Consider the following 15,227-nt stretch of genomic DNA (forward strand, 5'->3'; position numbering starts at 1 on the left):
TAAATAAGGAGAAATTAGGATGGAAAAACGTGAAAAAGAAATAATTAAAACGAGTACTATTGGCATAATAACTAATTGTTTTTTAGCTTTGTTTAAAGCTATAATAGGTGTTTTAACTAATTCCATAGCAATAATTCTAGATGCAGTTAATAATTTAAGCGATGCAGTATCATCTATTATTACAATTGTAGGCACAAAACTAGCAAATAAGGAACCAGATAAAAAGCATCCTCTAGGCTATGGAAGAGTGGAATATTTAAGTGCAACAATAATTGCATCTATAGTTTTGTATGCAGGAATAGCATCTTTTGTAGAATCAATTAAAAAAATTATTTCTCCAGCAAAAACAACTTATTCATATTTAAGTATAATTATTATTTTTGTCGCCGTAATTGTAAAAATAATTCTTGGAAAATATGTCAAGAAAAAGGGTGAATTATTGAATTCTGATTCATTAATCGCTTCAGGTGTTGATGCAATATTTGATGCAATTATTTCTGCTTCAACCATTATAGCTGCGCTGGTATTCATTTTTTTAAAAATAAGTATAGAAGCCTATGTTGGTGTAATTATTTCAGTGATTATCGTAAAATCCGGAATTGAAATCTTAAAAGAAACAATCAGCAAAATATTAGGTGAAAGAATAGAGGCATCTTTTACAAAAGATATTAAAAAAACAGCAAATAGCATTGATGGTGTTGAAGGAGCATATGATTTAATTTTACACAATTATGGACCAGATAAATTCATAGGTTCGATTCACGTAGAAGTAAAAGATACTCTAACAGCAAAAGACATAGATCGAATTACTAGAAAGGTACACGATAAAGTACTAGAAAAACATAATGTTTTTCTTGAAGGTGTTGGAATATATGTTATAAACACTAAAGATGAAGATGTAATAAACCTACAACGTCAAATCGTAAAACTAGTTCGTTCCATCGAGGGAACACTGCAGATTCATGGTTTTTATGTTGATTTTGACAAAAAAATAGTATATTTTGATACAGTAATATCATATGATGCCAAAAGTAAAAAAACTATTTTACAAGAGATTAAGGAAATTCTAGAAAAAGAAATTCCAGATTACACATATGTAATAAACATTGATAGAAATATTTCTGATTAGGAAGAAGGGAATTATTAAAATGAGTTTAACACAAGAAAAGGTAGAAAAATTAGACCAATTATTTAAATTTTTTACTATTATAGATAAAGAAAAAGAAATTTTTCGCCAAACTTATTTGGCTGATGGCACAAGAAAGGAAAATGACGCCGAACATGCTTGGCATATGGCAATAATGGTAATCCTCCTTAAAGATTATGCGAATGAACCAATAGATGAATTAAGAACAATTGAAATGCTGTTAGTGCATGATCTTGTTGAAATCTATGCCGGTGATACTTACGCATATGATGAAGAAGGTAAAAAAACTCAACGAAAACGCGAATTAGAAAGTGCTGATAAATTATTTGGTATATTGCAAGAAGAAGAACAGAAATTAATTCGCGGTTTATGGGATGAATTCGAAGATTATGAGACTCCTGAAGCTAAATTTGCACATACTTTAGATAACCTTCAACCAGTACTGTTGAATGCAGCTTCGGGTGGAAAGGGATGGTTAGAGAAAAAGCCAAAAATCAGCCAAATAATGGAAAGAAATAAAAAAACTGCAGATGGTTCTATAGATTTATGGGAGTATGTTGGGAAAAAATATATTCGTCCTAACATAACTCCTGATAAAATCCAAGAAGATATCGAATTTGATTTTTAAAGTATTCAACAGATCTTTTTATATTCTTTTGGTGTCAGAGAAGTGTATTTTTTAAATATTCGATTGAAATGGTTGATATTTTTAAAACCACACTTTTCTGATATTTCATAAATCAGCATATTATTATTTTTCAATAAATATTTTGCATAATCAATGCGGGCCTTTGTTAAATCTTCCTTAGGTGAAACTTTAAAAAACTTTTTATAATAAATATAAAACTGACTTTTTCCCATGTTGGTACATTCACACAATTTATCAATAGTCCATTTTTTATCAAGCTGATTAAGCATTCTAAGTCGAAGACTAGCAAACGAATCATAAACCGAAGAGTATTTATTATCTTCACTATTATGATTTTGTGGTGCAATTTTTTCATTGTCAGTTATATTTGCTATCAGTTTTATATTATTTTTTGGAGTTATAGATCTCTTTAGTTCCACAAAAAGTAAATTCATAAGAGCAGTACACATTTCATTTTTTAAAACTCGTTCATTAATAAATTCATCTTGTATCTTTTTAATAATTTGCAAAAGATTTAATGTATTATCCGGGTAAAAAATAGTGTTAAGTGGAATATCATATTTTTCAAATATTCCTTTTTTACATGAAAAATGAATAAAAGAATTACTAAATTCTTTTTTTGCTTTATAATAGTGCATTTGATTGGGTGTATATATAATACAACAATTTGGTTTAGATAAAACTTCCGTAAGTGTTGGATTACAATTTTCTGTATAATTAGCCATAAATGATGAACTCGAACAATCCATATTGACATGTTTTCTTTTATTAGTAATACTTTTTTCTGTTTTAAAATAAAAATACATCGGATAATCCATAAGTAATAACAAATAATCACCCGTTCCTTTTGGTCTATAAATAGTATCATAGTCCGGATTGTGCACATTGTACCCACAATAATTTATTGTATACATCAAAAATCTCCTATCTGTTATTTTATATATATTTGTATTATTTATTTTTACATTTTTGCTTTTTTTGTAAAATGAGTCAGTATTTAATGTTTAGCTATAATAAATAATCATCATTTCTTAATAAGATACATTAATAACTATATAGTATTATCAATCGGACAAAAAGTCAATTCTATCGGAAAGAAGTGTATTGTTTGTTTTTAAAAAAATTAGTACGATATAGCTGAAATATTATTGAAAACCATTTTTTTGGCAAGAAATGAATATAGCAGTACTTTTAATTATTTAATTCGAAATTATTGTCTAAAAATTAATTTCTATCCTTCCTATAAATAATTATTAGTGTATTCATTTTTAGATAATATTTTTTTCATTCAAAATCTTATGTTTTTTATAAAATACTAGATATTTTTAAAGTCCACATTTTTTAGTATTGAAAAGTGTGGATTTTTTTTATACAATTAAGGGGTATGAATATTTATTATGATATTTATAACCTAGTAAATTGATTAGAGAAAGGACACGATAGTATGAATAATCAAATTATTAAAGAAAAAGTTTGGTCATATAAAGACGAAATGTTAAATAGACTTGATAAATTAGTTTCAATACCAAGTGAAATGTCAGCACCAACAGAAGATGCTCCTTTTGGTGAACAACCATTACTTGCACTTACAGCAGCATTAGATATGCTTAAAGCAGATGGTTTCGAAACAAAGAACGTAGATAATTATGCAGGATATGCTCAAATGGGTAACGGTGATGAATTAATAGGAATTATCGGACATTTAGATGTTGTTCCAGCAAAAAAAAGCGATGGATGGGATTCTGATCCTTATACATTAGTTGAAAAAAACGGGGTTCTTTATGGAAGAGGCGTTTCTGATGATAAAGGTGCTGTAGTAGCTTCTATGATAGCAATGAAGGTTATCAAAGATTTAGGGATAGATGTTAATAAAAGAGTTAGACTTATCATGGGAACTAATGAAGAAAACGGATCTCGCTGTCTAGAACATTACGTTGAAAAAGAAGGTCACGTTGATTATGGATTTACTCCTGATGGAGATTTTCCAGCTATTCATGGAGAAAAAGGTATCATGCAAGGAAAATATGTCGCAAAGACAAGTAAAATCCTTGATGTTGCAGGTGGTACAGTTGCTAATGCTGTCCCTGGTAAAGCTACCATTAAAGTTGTTAAGGGATCATATTCATCAGAAAAATTGGATGCTTTCTTCAAAACAAATAATATTAAATATTCTGTTACAAGTAATGCGGACTGCGATGTGATTGATGTAATGGGTGTAGCAGCTCATGCTTCAACTCCAGAACTAGGTGTTAATGCAATCAGTTACATGCTTGTCGGTTTAAAAGAGGCTGGAATGGAAGATAGTTTTGTTGATTTCTATTGCTCTCACTTTGGATTAGAATTAAATGGAGCTATGTTAGGGGCCAATTTATCAGATGAATACGGTAATTTAACACTTAACTGTGGTGTTATATCTATGGTTGAAGGAAAAGTTCAAGGAACAGTTGATATTAGATTCCCTGTAACACTAACAACTGATAAAGTTTTAGCTTCTATGGAAGGCCACTTAGAAGATGAAAACGGAACAATCACATTTGACACATTAGTTAATCCATTATTCTTTGCTCCAGATTCTCCATTGGTATCATCATTATATGATGCATATGTTGAGGTAACAGGGGATACTGAGAACAAACCAATGGTAATTGGTGGTGGTACTTATGCCAAAGAGATTAATAACACAATAGCATTTGGATGTGCTTTCCCAGGTAATGATTATAGAATTCACAATACTAACGAATGGGTTAAAATTGATGAATTATTATTGCAGGCTGAAATTTATGTACATGGTATATTAAAATTATTATCAATCTAATTTAAATATAGAAAAATTGCATACTTTAAAATTGTATGAAGTTCATGCAAACTTTAAAAAGATCGTTTTTGAATGTATTATTCTTAACTTATAAGAAAGAATAACATTTATAACGGTCTTTTTATTATTATATACATTTTTTCTTCCGATAAATGCGATAGGAATATAAGTGTAAGTAGGAGGAATTAAATGAATAAACGAATAAGAAAAAATCAAAAAAAGTTATGTTTAATTTTATCATTTGTAATATTATTTGCTCTAGTTGGATGTAAAAGTGATAGTTCAATAAAAAAAAGTAGTAAAAGTGATAAAACAATAACTTTATTCAGTAACAAATCTGAGGTAGAAAGTCAATTAAAAGAATTAGCAACTCTTTATAAAAGTAAAACAGGTATAACTGTAAAAATAGAATCTGTTCCTGCAGGAGTAAATGCACAGTCTGTTTTAAAAGGGTATTATTTATCTGATAAAATGCCTGATATTATAGTATGCGAATCATCGGGATTTAAAATTTGGAATGGATTGTTACAAGATATGAGCAATTGTTCTTGGACAAAGAAAACAGATTCAGCTTATTTAGATGAAAACGGAAAAATTTTAGGTTTTCCATATACGAAAGAAGCTGTTGGTATCACATATAATGCAAATATTCTAGATAGGGCTGGGATTGATCCTAAAAGTTTAACTTCTCCAAAAGCTTATGAGGCAGCTTTTTCAAAATTAGATTCCATGAAATCACAATTAGGAATAACTGCAGTTGTAGGATATTGTGTTGAGCCAAAAGAATTATATTGGTCAACAGGTAACCATATTTTTGGACAATATTTAGATGCAGGCTTAAATCGCGATGACACCAAATATATAGATCTTCTTTCCAATGGCGGAAAAATAGATAAAGAAAGATTTACAAAATTTACAAGTTTTATAGAATTATTAGGAAAATATTCCGATAAGAATTTACTTTTACAAGGTACATATGATCAACAGGTATCTAATTTTGCGGAAGGTAAATATGCATTCGTAACACAAGGTTCATGGATTGGCTCATCAATCAATAGCACATACAAAAATAAATATGATACAGCAGGTAGTTTTAAAATTGGTATTGCACCATTTGCATTTGAAGACGGAATAGACACTATTTTAACAAATGCACCAGCATATTGGGCAGTTCTAAAAGAGGGAAATTCAAAAGAAGCAATTAAATTTTTAGAATGGTGTTCAAAAGATTCCGCACAACAAATTTTGGTTGAAAAAGCTGGATTTACTAGTCCATTCAATGATTGTAAATATGTTGCAGACGATCCTTTTGCCAAAACAATCTCAGAGTATGACTCAAACAAAAAAGAATCAGGCTGGCATTCCATGGAAATGAAAGAAAATGCTGGAAGATATGCGATTGCACCATATTTTTATAAACTAGCAGCGGGAGAGTTAAATTCAACTACATTTATAGAACAGATAACTCAGTCAATAGAAAATTACTACATCAATTAACATTTATAAATCAAAGGGGGATATGAATGAATAAAAGGGGTAAAGTTTCATTAAAAGATACTATTCTTTTTCAAGTAGGTAGTTTGAATATTTTAATGCTTATAGCATTTATAATAGTTATGGTTCTCGTTGTGGGTGCAATGAACAAAACAACATCTACAAGCAAAGAAATGTTTCATTATGTTGTGAAACTAAATAATTGTGAGGCAAAATTAAAAAATGATTTGATGTCATTATATGATCAAACAACAGGATATGTTTTTGCTGATGCTCAAGAAACAAAAAGTGCTTTAGGGCCACAAATAGACACTGCCCAAAAAGACATACAAACGGATATAGATTCATTAAACAAAATATTTAAAAATACAAGTAATAAAAAGGTTATTACTCAATTAAAAGAAATAAAAATACAAAATACAAATTTAAATGAATTGATTAAACTATCAATGAAACAATCAGATGAAAATAAAAAAGATAGTGCATTTAAAACACTTCTGGATGAAGCCGAGATTCAAAAAGTGGCGATTTTACATTCTACTAAAGTTATAGATAATGCTATAAGTGATTCGGTTGAAGAGACAACGACAACCATGCAAAATCTATATAATACTGGTATTAAAATGGCTTTATCAGGTATCGTAATTTTTATTATAATAATTATATTTAACTTTGTTAATTCATACATATCAATTATTAATAAGATTACCAAAATATCTGGTGAAGTCGAAAATATAATTAAAAAGATTGATAATGAAGACGGCGATTTAACTTTACGAATTAATACAAATACAAAATCAGAATTAGTTTATATAAAAGATGGAATTAATTTGTTTATTGAAACATTGCAGAAAATAATGAAATCTGTAAAAGATGGGAGCATTGTATTGACTAAATCAGCAGAGGAAGTAAATACTCAAATAACTAATACCAATGATAATATAACAAGTACGTCTGCAGCATTAGAACAACTTTCGGCAAGTATGGAAACTGTGTCAGTAACAGTAGATGTGATCAATGAAAAAGTATCAGATGTTAAACAAGCAGCAGATGACATTAGTTCTGAGGCAAGTAACGGAAATGATAAAGCTATGAATATAAAAGAAGAAGCAAATATTATTAAAACAAGCATTCAAAGCAAGAAAAATGAAACAACAAAAAATATGAATACTTTGAGTACTATTTTAAATGACTCCTTAAAGGATAGCGAAAAAGTAGGACAAATAAATGAATTAACAGATGTTATTTTAGATATAGCAGACCAAACAAATTTACTTTCTCTTAATGCTTCTATTGAAGCAGCACGAGCAGGTGAAGCTGGAAAAGGTTTTGCAGTAGTAGCATCTGAAATCAGTTCCCTTGCCGCTAACAGCAGAGATACGGCTAGTCGTATACAAAATATTAGTACAGACGTAACAAATGCTGTATCTGCACTCGCTGTAAATGCTCAAAAAGTGCTAGAATTTATAAATACTACGGTATTAGCAGATTATGATCAATTTGTTGAAACGGGCGAGAAATACGAGAATACAGCAATAATCATGACAGAAATGTTAAAAAAATTCAATGATAAAGCAGAAAACTTGGATATAATTATGACAGATATGTTGGATTCTATAGGAATGATTATAAGTACGATTCAAGAAAGTACAGAGGCAATAAATATGTCTGCTCAAAATTCAACAGAGATAGTAACTGGTATGCAGGAAATTTCTGAAGTAATTGAAGAAAATACCAGAGTTACACATGAACTTAGTGAGCAGACAAAAAAATTTACCATTTTATAATTTATAAGTGTTTACAGCTGCTTCTTTCAATTAATTGATGAGGCACAATTATCTTTGAATTCTTTTGAAGCGGGTTCTCTATGTGGCTAATTAGCTGAGAAGCCGCTTCAATTCCTAGTTGTTTAGAATTAATGTCAATTGATGTAAGTGGAGGCGAAGAAAAAACAGCTAATGGTGAATTGTTAAATGATACAATTGATAAATCATTTGGTACGCTCAACCCACATGCTAATGCCGCCTTTTTCATTAACATTGCATATGTATCATTACAAGCAATCAAAGCAGTTGGCGGATTGCTCCCATTTAATAACTTTTGAATTTTGTCATTAATAAATTGATCACTTAAATCATAATTTATAATATAATTTGGATTAATATCAATACCATGTTCCGCTAATGATAAAAAATAACCTGATTTACGATCATTTGAATACATAAGATTATTACCAGCACCTATATATGCAATCTTTGTATGTCCTAAGTTAATCAAATAATTTGTTCCTTGTCTAGCTGCCATAATATTATCATTATCAATGTAAAAAATAGAATCATCATCATTTTCCGGTTTACCAATCATAGTAAATGGCATATCATGATTTTTTAAATATTTAATGATTTTATTCTGAGAAATCGAATATGGAAAAATAATTCCATCCAAAGCATCATAAGATCTTAGTCTTCTAATTTCAGTAATTATGTCATCTGCTTCTGGATAAGAAATAATTATAGTACTGTATCCCTTTTTGCTACAATAATTATTAATGCCCAAAATTGCATTAATAATAAAAGTATTAGTATCATTTAATTCAATTTCTGAATTAATGATTATCCCTATAGTTTTAAGAAAACTTCTTTTTTTGTTTTTAAAATTTTTTCCACCATAACCAAGTTGTTCTATTGCATTTCTAACTTTATTTTTTGTTTTGATGCTTATAGCTGGATTATCAGCGATTACACGAGAAACTGTAGAAGGAGATACCCCAGCTAATTTCGCAACATCTGTAATAGTAACGTTCATATTTTTTTACCTTTACCTTTTTCCTTTATATTAATTTTATATTGCAAGTATAGTTTAATTATTTTTTTGAGTCAATAGAAAGAAAAAAAGATATGAAAAATTTGCACTATTATGCAAAAACTATGCAAAACAATATGCATTATTTACAAAAACTTTTTTGCATAATTGTGTAAAAAAGAGAAAAGCGAAAACATTCGAAAAATGCCTTGAAAATGCTTTTTCTATGCGTTATATTAATGTCGTCGAAGGAAATATAACAATAAAAAAGGAGGAAGGCAAAATGGCAAAACTTGATATTGTTTCTCCAATTAAAGGAAATGCAATACCCCTTAATGAGGTGCCAGATGACGTGTTTTCACAAAAAATCTTAGGTGATGGAATTGCAATTGAACCAGTGGATGGAAATATTTATAGTCCAGTTGATGGCGTTATTGTGACAATTCCAGAAAGTTTACACGCTTACGGAATCAAAACAAAAGAAGAGGTTGAAGTAATCGTTCACTTTGGTCTTGATACAGTTTCATTAAAAGGGGAAGGTTTTTCACCAAAGGTCAAAGTAGGAGACGAAGTAAAAAAAGGAGACCTATTATGTGAGGCTGATGTAGATTTAATAAAATCTAAAAACTTAAAATTAGTTTCACCTGTTATCATTTGTGGAGGAGCAAAATTAGAAACATTAACAACTTCAAATGGTGAAGTTAATGTTGGCGATAAAATCCTTTCAATTGAGCCTGAAAATTCAGTTGAAAAGAATGCAAATACTGATGCAAATAATTCTACAAAAAAGAAAAAAACAAAGAAAGCATCAAAATTTAATTTTGAGTTTTTACAAAAACTTGGAAAAGCATTAATGACTGTTATTGCAGTTATGCCTGCAGCAGGTTTAATGATTAGTTTAGGTAACGTTATTACAATGTTTGCACCAGCTAGTGGAGCAGTACATTCAATTATGACTGTGACGGGCTCTACAATGGCTGATATTGGTTGGGCAGTTATTAATAACTTACATTTATTGTTTGCAGCAGCTATCGGTGGTTCATGGGCAAAAGAAAGAGCCGGTGGTGCATTTGCAGCAATCTTATCATTCTGTTTGATTAATGCCATCACAGGTGTTGTTTTCGGAGTACAAACAGACATGTTAACAAATGACAGTGCAACAGTTACAACAATATTTGGAAAGAGTATTTTAGTAAAAGATTACTTTATTAACGTATTAGGAAAACCTGCATTAAATATGGGTGTATTTGTTGGTATTATAGCAGGTTTTGTTGGTGCAACAGCATACAACCGTTTCTATAACTTTAGAAAACTTCCTGATGCATTATCATTCTTTAATGGTAAACGTTTTGTTCCATTAATGGTAATTGTTTATTCTTCAGCAACAGCTTTATTTATGAGTATTGTTTGGCCATTAGTTCAATCTGGAATTAATTCATTTGGTTACTGGATTGCAAACTCTCAGAAGAGCTCACCAATACTTGCTCCATTTATTTATGGTACATTAGAGCGTTTGCTTTTACCATTTGGTTTACATCATATGCTTACTATTCCAATGAATTATACTCAATTCGGTGGTATCTATCATCAATTAACAGGTAGTGGTGCTGGAAAAGTTGTATATGGACAAGATCCTCTATGGTTAGCTTGGGTTACAGATTTAATTAATTTGAAAAATGCAGGCAGAACAGCTGAATATCAACATTTACTTACAACAGTAACTCCAGCAAGATTTAAAGTAGGTCAGATGATTGGAGCTACAGGTTTATTAATTGGTATCGCAGTTGCAATGTACAAACATGTTGATTCTGATAAAAAGAAAAGATATCGTTCTATGTTTGTTTCAGTAATTGCTGCTGTATTATTAACAGGCGTAACAGAACCAATTGAATTCATGTTTATGTTCTGTGCTCTACCATTATATCTTGTATATGCTGTATTACAAGGTTGTGCATTTGCTTTAGCTGGTATAATCCACTTAAGATTACATTCATTTGGAAATATTGAGTTCTTAACTAGAGTTCCAATGGCAGTAAATGCAGGTTTAGCATTTGATATTTTGAATTTTGTAATTTGTGTTGTGGCATTCTTCGCAATCGGATTTGTTGTAGCAAATTATATGATTCCAAAATTTGGTTTTGCTACACCAGGTAGATTAGGAAATTATGAAAAAGATTTACTTGAGCCATCACAGGAAAAAGGTACATCTAATTTAGAGGGAGTTCCAGTTGCAAACGGACAGGCTGCAAAAATAATCGAATTATTAGGCGGACGCGACAATATTGATTTTGTTGATGCATGTATGACTCGTTTAAGAGTAACCGTTTATGACGCATCTAAAGTTGCTTCTGCTGAGAAATGGAAAGAAGAGGGCGCTTTAGGATTAGTTGTAAAAGATAACGGAATACAAGCAATATATGGTCCAAAAGCAGATGTTATCAAATCAGACATAAATGATATTTTAACAGCCTAATACTAACACGCGAAATTATTTAACATTTTTAAAAAGTAATAAAAACACATAAAACATATAAAACCTTAATTGTATGAAAATCAACGATTAAAGATAAACAGTAGCTAATAAAACAGACACAAATAGAACATAACAACTTGTAACAACAATTAAAACATATAAGCCTATATTTTCCTAAATCACGTAATGTTATATATGTTACGTGGTTTAGGTGAAAATATTTATATTTTGTATAAAGAAGTGTGAGGAATAGCGTTATGAGATTATTGACATTAAATATTAATAGTCATAGCAGTAAACATGAAAAAGAAGAATATAAAAGAATTATACATGAATTTGCAGATTACGTTGCAGATGAAGATATAGAATTATTTGCCATTCAAGAATGCAGTCAAACTCATAATGAAGATGTTGTAGATGAAAAAAAACTAAAAAATTTTGTTGCGTCAGATAACCAGGTTCCCATAAAAAAAGACAATTGTGCGTACTGTATAGATAAAATACTAAAGGAAAAAGGATTAGAGTATGAGTGGACTTGGACTGGTGCTAAGTTTGGTTATGATATTTATGATGAAGGCTTAGCAATTTTTTTTAAAGGCAAGATAAAACAGGCAAATGCCTTTTATTTTTCAAAATCCCATAATTATAACAATTGGAAATCACGTAAAGCGCTATGTGTAAAATGTGTAGCAGATAACAAAAATTTTATATTCTATAATTTACATATGGGATGGTGGAATGATCAGGATGAGCCATTTGATAAACAATTTGATTTTTTGCAGGAATACTTTAAAAATCATAATAAAGATGTTGATAATGTATTCTTATTAGGTGATTTTAACTCTCCAGCCAATGAAAAAAATGGTGGCTATGATTATGTAAAAAACTTTGGATGGAAAGACACTTATGAACTAGCTCAAAAAAAAGATAATGGTTTGAGTGTTTTAGAAGAAATTGACGGATGGAGAGATAATGAAGTAGATGGTATGCGTATTGATTATATCTGGTCTTTAAAGGAAATTACTGTTACCAAAAGTGAAATTGTTTTCAATAATATTAATAAGCCAAAGATTTCAGATCATTGTGGCGTAAAAATAGAAATACAGTAAATATAACTAATTATAATATAAAAATAAATTAAGGAAATATTATTTAGAATAAAGGAGATGGAAAAATGAGAGCAAATGGAATACTACTATCAATAAGCAGTTTACCTTCGAAATATGGAATAGGATGTTTTTCTAAGGAAGCTTATGATTTTATAGATAAATTAAAAGAAGCAGGCCAGCATTACTGGCAAATTTTACCACTTGGACCTGTAAGCTATGGAGATTCTCCATATCAGTCTTTTTCTACTTTTGCAGGCAATCCATACTATATTGATTTAGAAACATTAATTGATTATGGTTGGTTAAAAAAAGAAGATGTAGATGCAGTAGATTTTGGAGTTAATAATCGTTTTGTTGACTATGAAAAACAATACTTTCAACGATATAAATTATTACGCAAAGCATATAACCGAAGTGCAATTGAATTAAATTATAAATTTATTGAATTCATAGAAAAAGAAAAAGAATGGCTCGATGATTATGCATTGTTCATGACATTAAAAGAAGTGAATAATGGAAAACAATGGAGCTTATGGGAAGAAGGATTAAGAAACCGTAACGATGAAAGTATAAAGAAAGCAAAAGAACAATACAAAGACGAAATTTTGTTTCAGAAATTTTTACAATTTGAATTTTACAGACAATGGAAAAAGCTAAAATCATATGCCAATAAAAACAACGTAGAAATAATTGGTGACATTCCAATATATGTATCTTACGATAGCTCAGATGCATGGGCAAATAAAGAACTATTTTGTTTTGACAAAAATGGAATTCCAACAGCTGTAGCAGGATGCCCACCAGATGGATTTTCAGCAACAGGACAGTTATGGGGAAATCCTTTGTATGATTGGGATTATCATAAAAAACAAAATTATGAATGGTGGCTCAAAAGAATAGAAGCATGTTTAAAGCTTTATGATGTAATAAGAATAGATCATTTTAGAGGATTTGATGAGTACTATACCATTCCATATGGAAATAAAGACGCAGTAGATGGAAAATGGGTAAAAGGACCTAATATGAGTTTATTTAACGCAATAAATGCTAAGTATCCTAATATCAGAATAATAGCAGAAGATTTAGGTTACGTTACTGATTCTGTGAGAAAACTTGTAAATGATAGCGGCTTTCCGGGAATGAAAGTATTGGAATTTGCTTTTGATAAGCGTGATTCTGGTTCAACGTCAGATTATTTACCTTTTAATTACACAAATAACTCTGTAGTTTATACAGGAACACATGATAATGAAACAATAGTGGGATGGTTTAATGAAAGCCTTGATGATGAAGAAAAGGATATTGTACGTAATTTTTTAGGTGATTACACAACTGATGATAAAGAAATTAATAAACCTCTAATTAGACTTGCTATGTCAAGTGTAAGCGATACATGTATTATTCCAATGCAGGATATTTTAGGTTACGGAAATGTTGCAAGAATGAATACTCCATCAACAACAGGCGAAAATTGGAAGTGGAGATTACTAGAAAACGAATTCGATAAAGACCTAATTAAATGGATGTTTAATTTAACCAAAACATATGGTAGAATTGTATTATAAAAATATTTTACATATGGGGTGAAGATATGAATTTAGGTATTATTGGAACAGGTAAAATAGTTGAAGAAGCATTGTTTGCCATTCACGACATGGATGGTATTAATTTAAATGCAATCTTCGCAAGGCCACATAGTTTGCAAAAAGGAGAAAACTTAGCAAAAAAATACGCAATTAAAACGGTTTATACCGATTATGACCAGTTACTTGATGAATCCCAAGTTGACACGGTATATATTGGTTTGATTAATAATGTTCATTATGAATATGCTAAAAAGGCTTTACAAAAAAACAAACATGTAATTTTGGAGAAACCTTTTACTGTATCATATGAGCAGGCGTATGATTTAGTTGAATTGGCCAGAGAAAAAAATTTATTTATTTTAGAGGCGATTACAATTCTTCACAGCAACATTTTTGATGAAATGAGAAAAAATTTATCAAAATTAGGACCAATTAAAGCAGTATTATGTAATTATTCACAGTATTCTAGCAGATACGATAATTACTTGAACAAAATAGTCGATCCTGTATTTGATCCTGATTTAAACGGTGGAGCTTTATTAGATATTAACATCTACAATATTCATTATTGCGTAGGATTATTTGGAAAGCCAAAATCTTCTACCTATTATGCAAATCGTGGTTTTAACGGTATTGATACATCTGGAACGCTAATTCTTGAATATGATGGTTTTACAGCCGTGTGTACAGGTGCTAAAGATTCAGATAGCCCATGTTTTGTCAGTATCCAGGGTGAAAAGGGATATATGTATATATCGGGAAAACCAAATATTCCTCAAAAATTAACTATAGTTTCTGTAGATAATGATGGTAGCCTTCAAAAAGATGCAGCAGGTGCCCTTCAAAGAGCAACAAATACTATTGAAATTGATTCATCAACATCTCAACATAGAATGGTCGATGAATTTAAGGATTTTGTAGATATTATTGATAATAATAAAGTTGATGATGCTATGAAATATATGAATGAAACGTTAGAGGTAATGAAAACAATTGCCTAAAACTTTATAAATAAAACAAAATAAAAATATATAAATCAGATGTAAATATATAAAACAACTAAATATGTGAAAAATCATAAATGTACAAAAAGAAAGCACCTAGAGTCTATAATGCAAACGCATATTACAGATCTAGTTGCTTTTTTCTTTT

The 15,227-nt window shown here is 29.8% G+C and carries 11 protein-coding genes; 9 read left to right on the top strand and 2 right to left on the bottom strand.

Annotated elements, in window-relative coordinates; genetic code table 11:
• Positions 1-19: 19 nt before the first annotated feature.
• A complete protein-coding gene (locus BLV79_RS00695) occupies positions 20-1,129 on the top strand; it encodes a cation diffusion facilitator family transporter (protein WP_074715068.1) in 1,110 nt (369 codons plus the stop codon).
• 19 nt (positions 1,130-1,148) lie between these two features.
• Complete coding sequence (locus tag BLV79_RS00700; protein WP_074715070.1) at positions 1,149-1,775, top strand: HD domain-containing protein; 627 nt, start codon at positions 1,149-1,151, stop codon at positions 1,773-1,775.
• Positions 1,776-1,780: 5 nt separating this feature from the next.
• Here the strand turns inward: BLV79_RS00700 and BLV79_RS00705 are convergent, their stop codons facing one another.
• Positions 1,781-2,710, bottom strand: coding sequence for an AraC family transcriptional regulator (locus BLV79_RS00705; protein WP_074715073.1), 930 nt, complete (start codon positions 2,708-2,710; stop codon positions 1,781-1,783).
• Positions 2,711-3,240: 530 nt separating this feature from the next.
• Between BLV79_RS00705 and BLV79_RS00710 the strand changes: the two genes are divergently transcribed.
• From BLV79_RS00710 to BLV79_RS00720, 3 genes are all read left to right on the top strand, one after another.
• Positions 3,241-4,611, top strand: a complete 1,371-nt coding sequence (locus BLV79_RS00710; protein WP_083354385.1) for a Sapep family Mn(2+)-dependent dipeptidase — start codon at positions 3,241-3,243, stop codon at positions 4,609-4,611.
• Positions 4,612-4,800: 189 nt separating this feature from the next.
• Positions 4,801-6,108: an ABC transporter substrate-binding protein gene (locus BLV79_RS00715; RefSeq protein WP_074715076.1), complete on the top strand. Its 1,308-nt coding sequence runs from the start codon at positions 4,801-4,803 to the stop codon at positions 6,106-6,108.
• A gap of 26 nt (positions 6,109-6,134) precedes the next feature.
• Positions 6,135-7,892, top strand: coding sequence for a methyl-accepting chemotaxis protein (locus BLV79_RS00720; protein WP_074715078.1), 1,758 nt, complete (start codon positions 6,135-6,137; stop codon positions 7,890-7,892).
• A 1-nt stretch (position 7,893) separates the two neighbouring features.
• Here BLV79_RS00720 and BLV79_RS00725 read toward each other — a convergent pair whose 3' ends face one another.
• Positions 7,894-8,910 (bottom strand): LacI family DNA-binding transcriptional regulator, encoded by a 1,017-nt coding sequence (locus tag BLV79_RS00725; RefSeq protein ID WP_074715080.1) that lies wholly within the window; start codon positions 8,908-8,910, stop codon positions 7,894-7,896.
• Between the two features lie 280 nt (positions 8,911-9,190).
• Between BLV79_RS00725 and BLV79_RS00730 the strand changes: the two genes are divergently transcribed.
• The 4 genes from BLV79_RS00730 to BLV79_RS00745 all read left to right on the top strand — a co-directional run bounded on the left by BLV79_RS00730 (position 9,191) and on the right by BLV79_RS00745 (position 15,076).
• Positions 9,191-11,380, top strand: coding sequence for a PTS transporter subunit IIBC (locus BLV79_RS00730; RefSeq protein WP_074715083.1), 2,190 nt, complete (start codon positions 9,191-9,193; stop codon positions 11,378-11,380).
• Positions 11,381-11,637: 257 nt separating this feature from the next.
• Positions 11,638-12,489, top strand: a complete 852-nt coding sequence (locus BLV79_RS00735; protein WP_074715085.1) for an endonuclease/exonuclease/phosphatase family protein — start codon at positions 11,638-11,640, stop codon at positions 12,487-12,489.
• A gap of 65 nt (positions 12,490-12,554) precedes the next feature.
• Complete coding sequence (malQ, locus tag BLV79_RS00740; protein ID WP_074715088.1) at positions 12,555-14,054, top strand: 4-alpha-glucanotransferase; 1,500 nt, start codon at positions 12,555-12,557, stop codon at positions 14,052-14,054.
• 26 nt (positions 14,055-14,080) lie between these two features.
• Complete coding sequence (locus tag BLV79_RS00745) at positions 14,081-15,076, top strand: Gfo/Idh/MocA family protein (RefSeq protein ID WP_074715091.1); 996 nt, start codon at positions 14,081-14,083, stop codon at positions 15,074-15,076.
• The last annotated feature ends 151 nt before the right edge of the window (positions 15,077-15,227 follow it).

The sequence above is a fragment of the Lachnobacterium bovis DSM 14045 genome, assembly GCF_900107245.1.
Taxonomy (GTDB): Bacteria; Bacillota; Clostridia; order Lachnospirales; family Lachnospiraceae; genus Roseburia; species Roseburia bovis.

Coding starts and splice junctions, on each gene's coding strand:
- BLV79_RS00695 (WP_074715068.1), top strand. CDS start 20: ATGGAAAAACGTGAAAAAGAAATAATTAAAACGAGTACTATTGGCATA.
- BLV79_RS00700 (WP_074715070.1), top strand. CDS start 1,149: ATGAGTTTAACACAAGAAAAGGTAGAAAAATTAGACCAATTATTTAAA.
- BLV79_RS00705 (WP_074715073.1), bottom strand. CDS start 2,710: ATGTATACAATAAATTATTGTGGGTACAATGTGCACAATCCGGACTAT.
- BLV79_RS00710 (WP_083354385.1), top strand. CDS start 3,241: ATGAATAATCAAATTATTAAAGAAAAAGTTTGGTCATATAAAGACGAA.
- BLV79_RS00715 (WP_074715076.1), top strand. CDS start 4,801: ATGAATAAACGAATAAGAAAAAATCAAAAAAAGTTATGTTTAATTTTA.
- BLV79_RS00720 (WP_074715078.1), top strand. CDS start 6,135: ATGAATAAAAGGGGTAAAGTTTCATTAAAAGATACTATTCTTTTTCAA.
- BLV79_RS00725 (WP_074715080.1), bottom strand. CDS start 8,910: ATGAACGTTACTATTACAGATGTTGCGAAATTAGCTGGGGTATCTCCT.
- BLV79_RS00730 (WP_074715083.1), top strand. CDS start 9,191: ATGGCAAAACTTGATATTGTTTCTCCAATTAAAGGAAATGCAATACCC.
- BLV79_RS00735 (WP_074715085.1), top strand. CDS start 11,638: ATGAGATTATTGACATTAAATATTAATAGTCATAGCAGTAAACATGAA.
- malQ (WP_074715088.1), top strand. CDS start 12,555: ATGAGAGCAAATGGAATACTACTATCAATAAGCAGTTTACCTTCGAAA.
- BLV79_RS00745 (WP_074715091.1), top strand. CDS start 14,081: ATGAATTTAGGTATTATTGGAACAGGTAAAATAGTTGAAGAAGCATTG.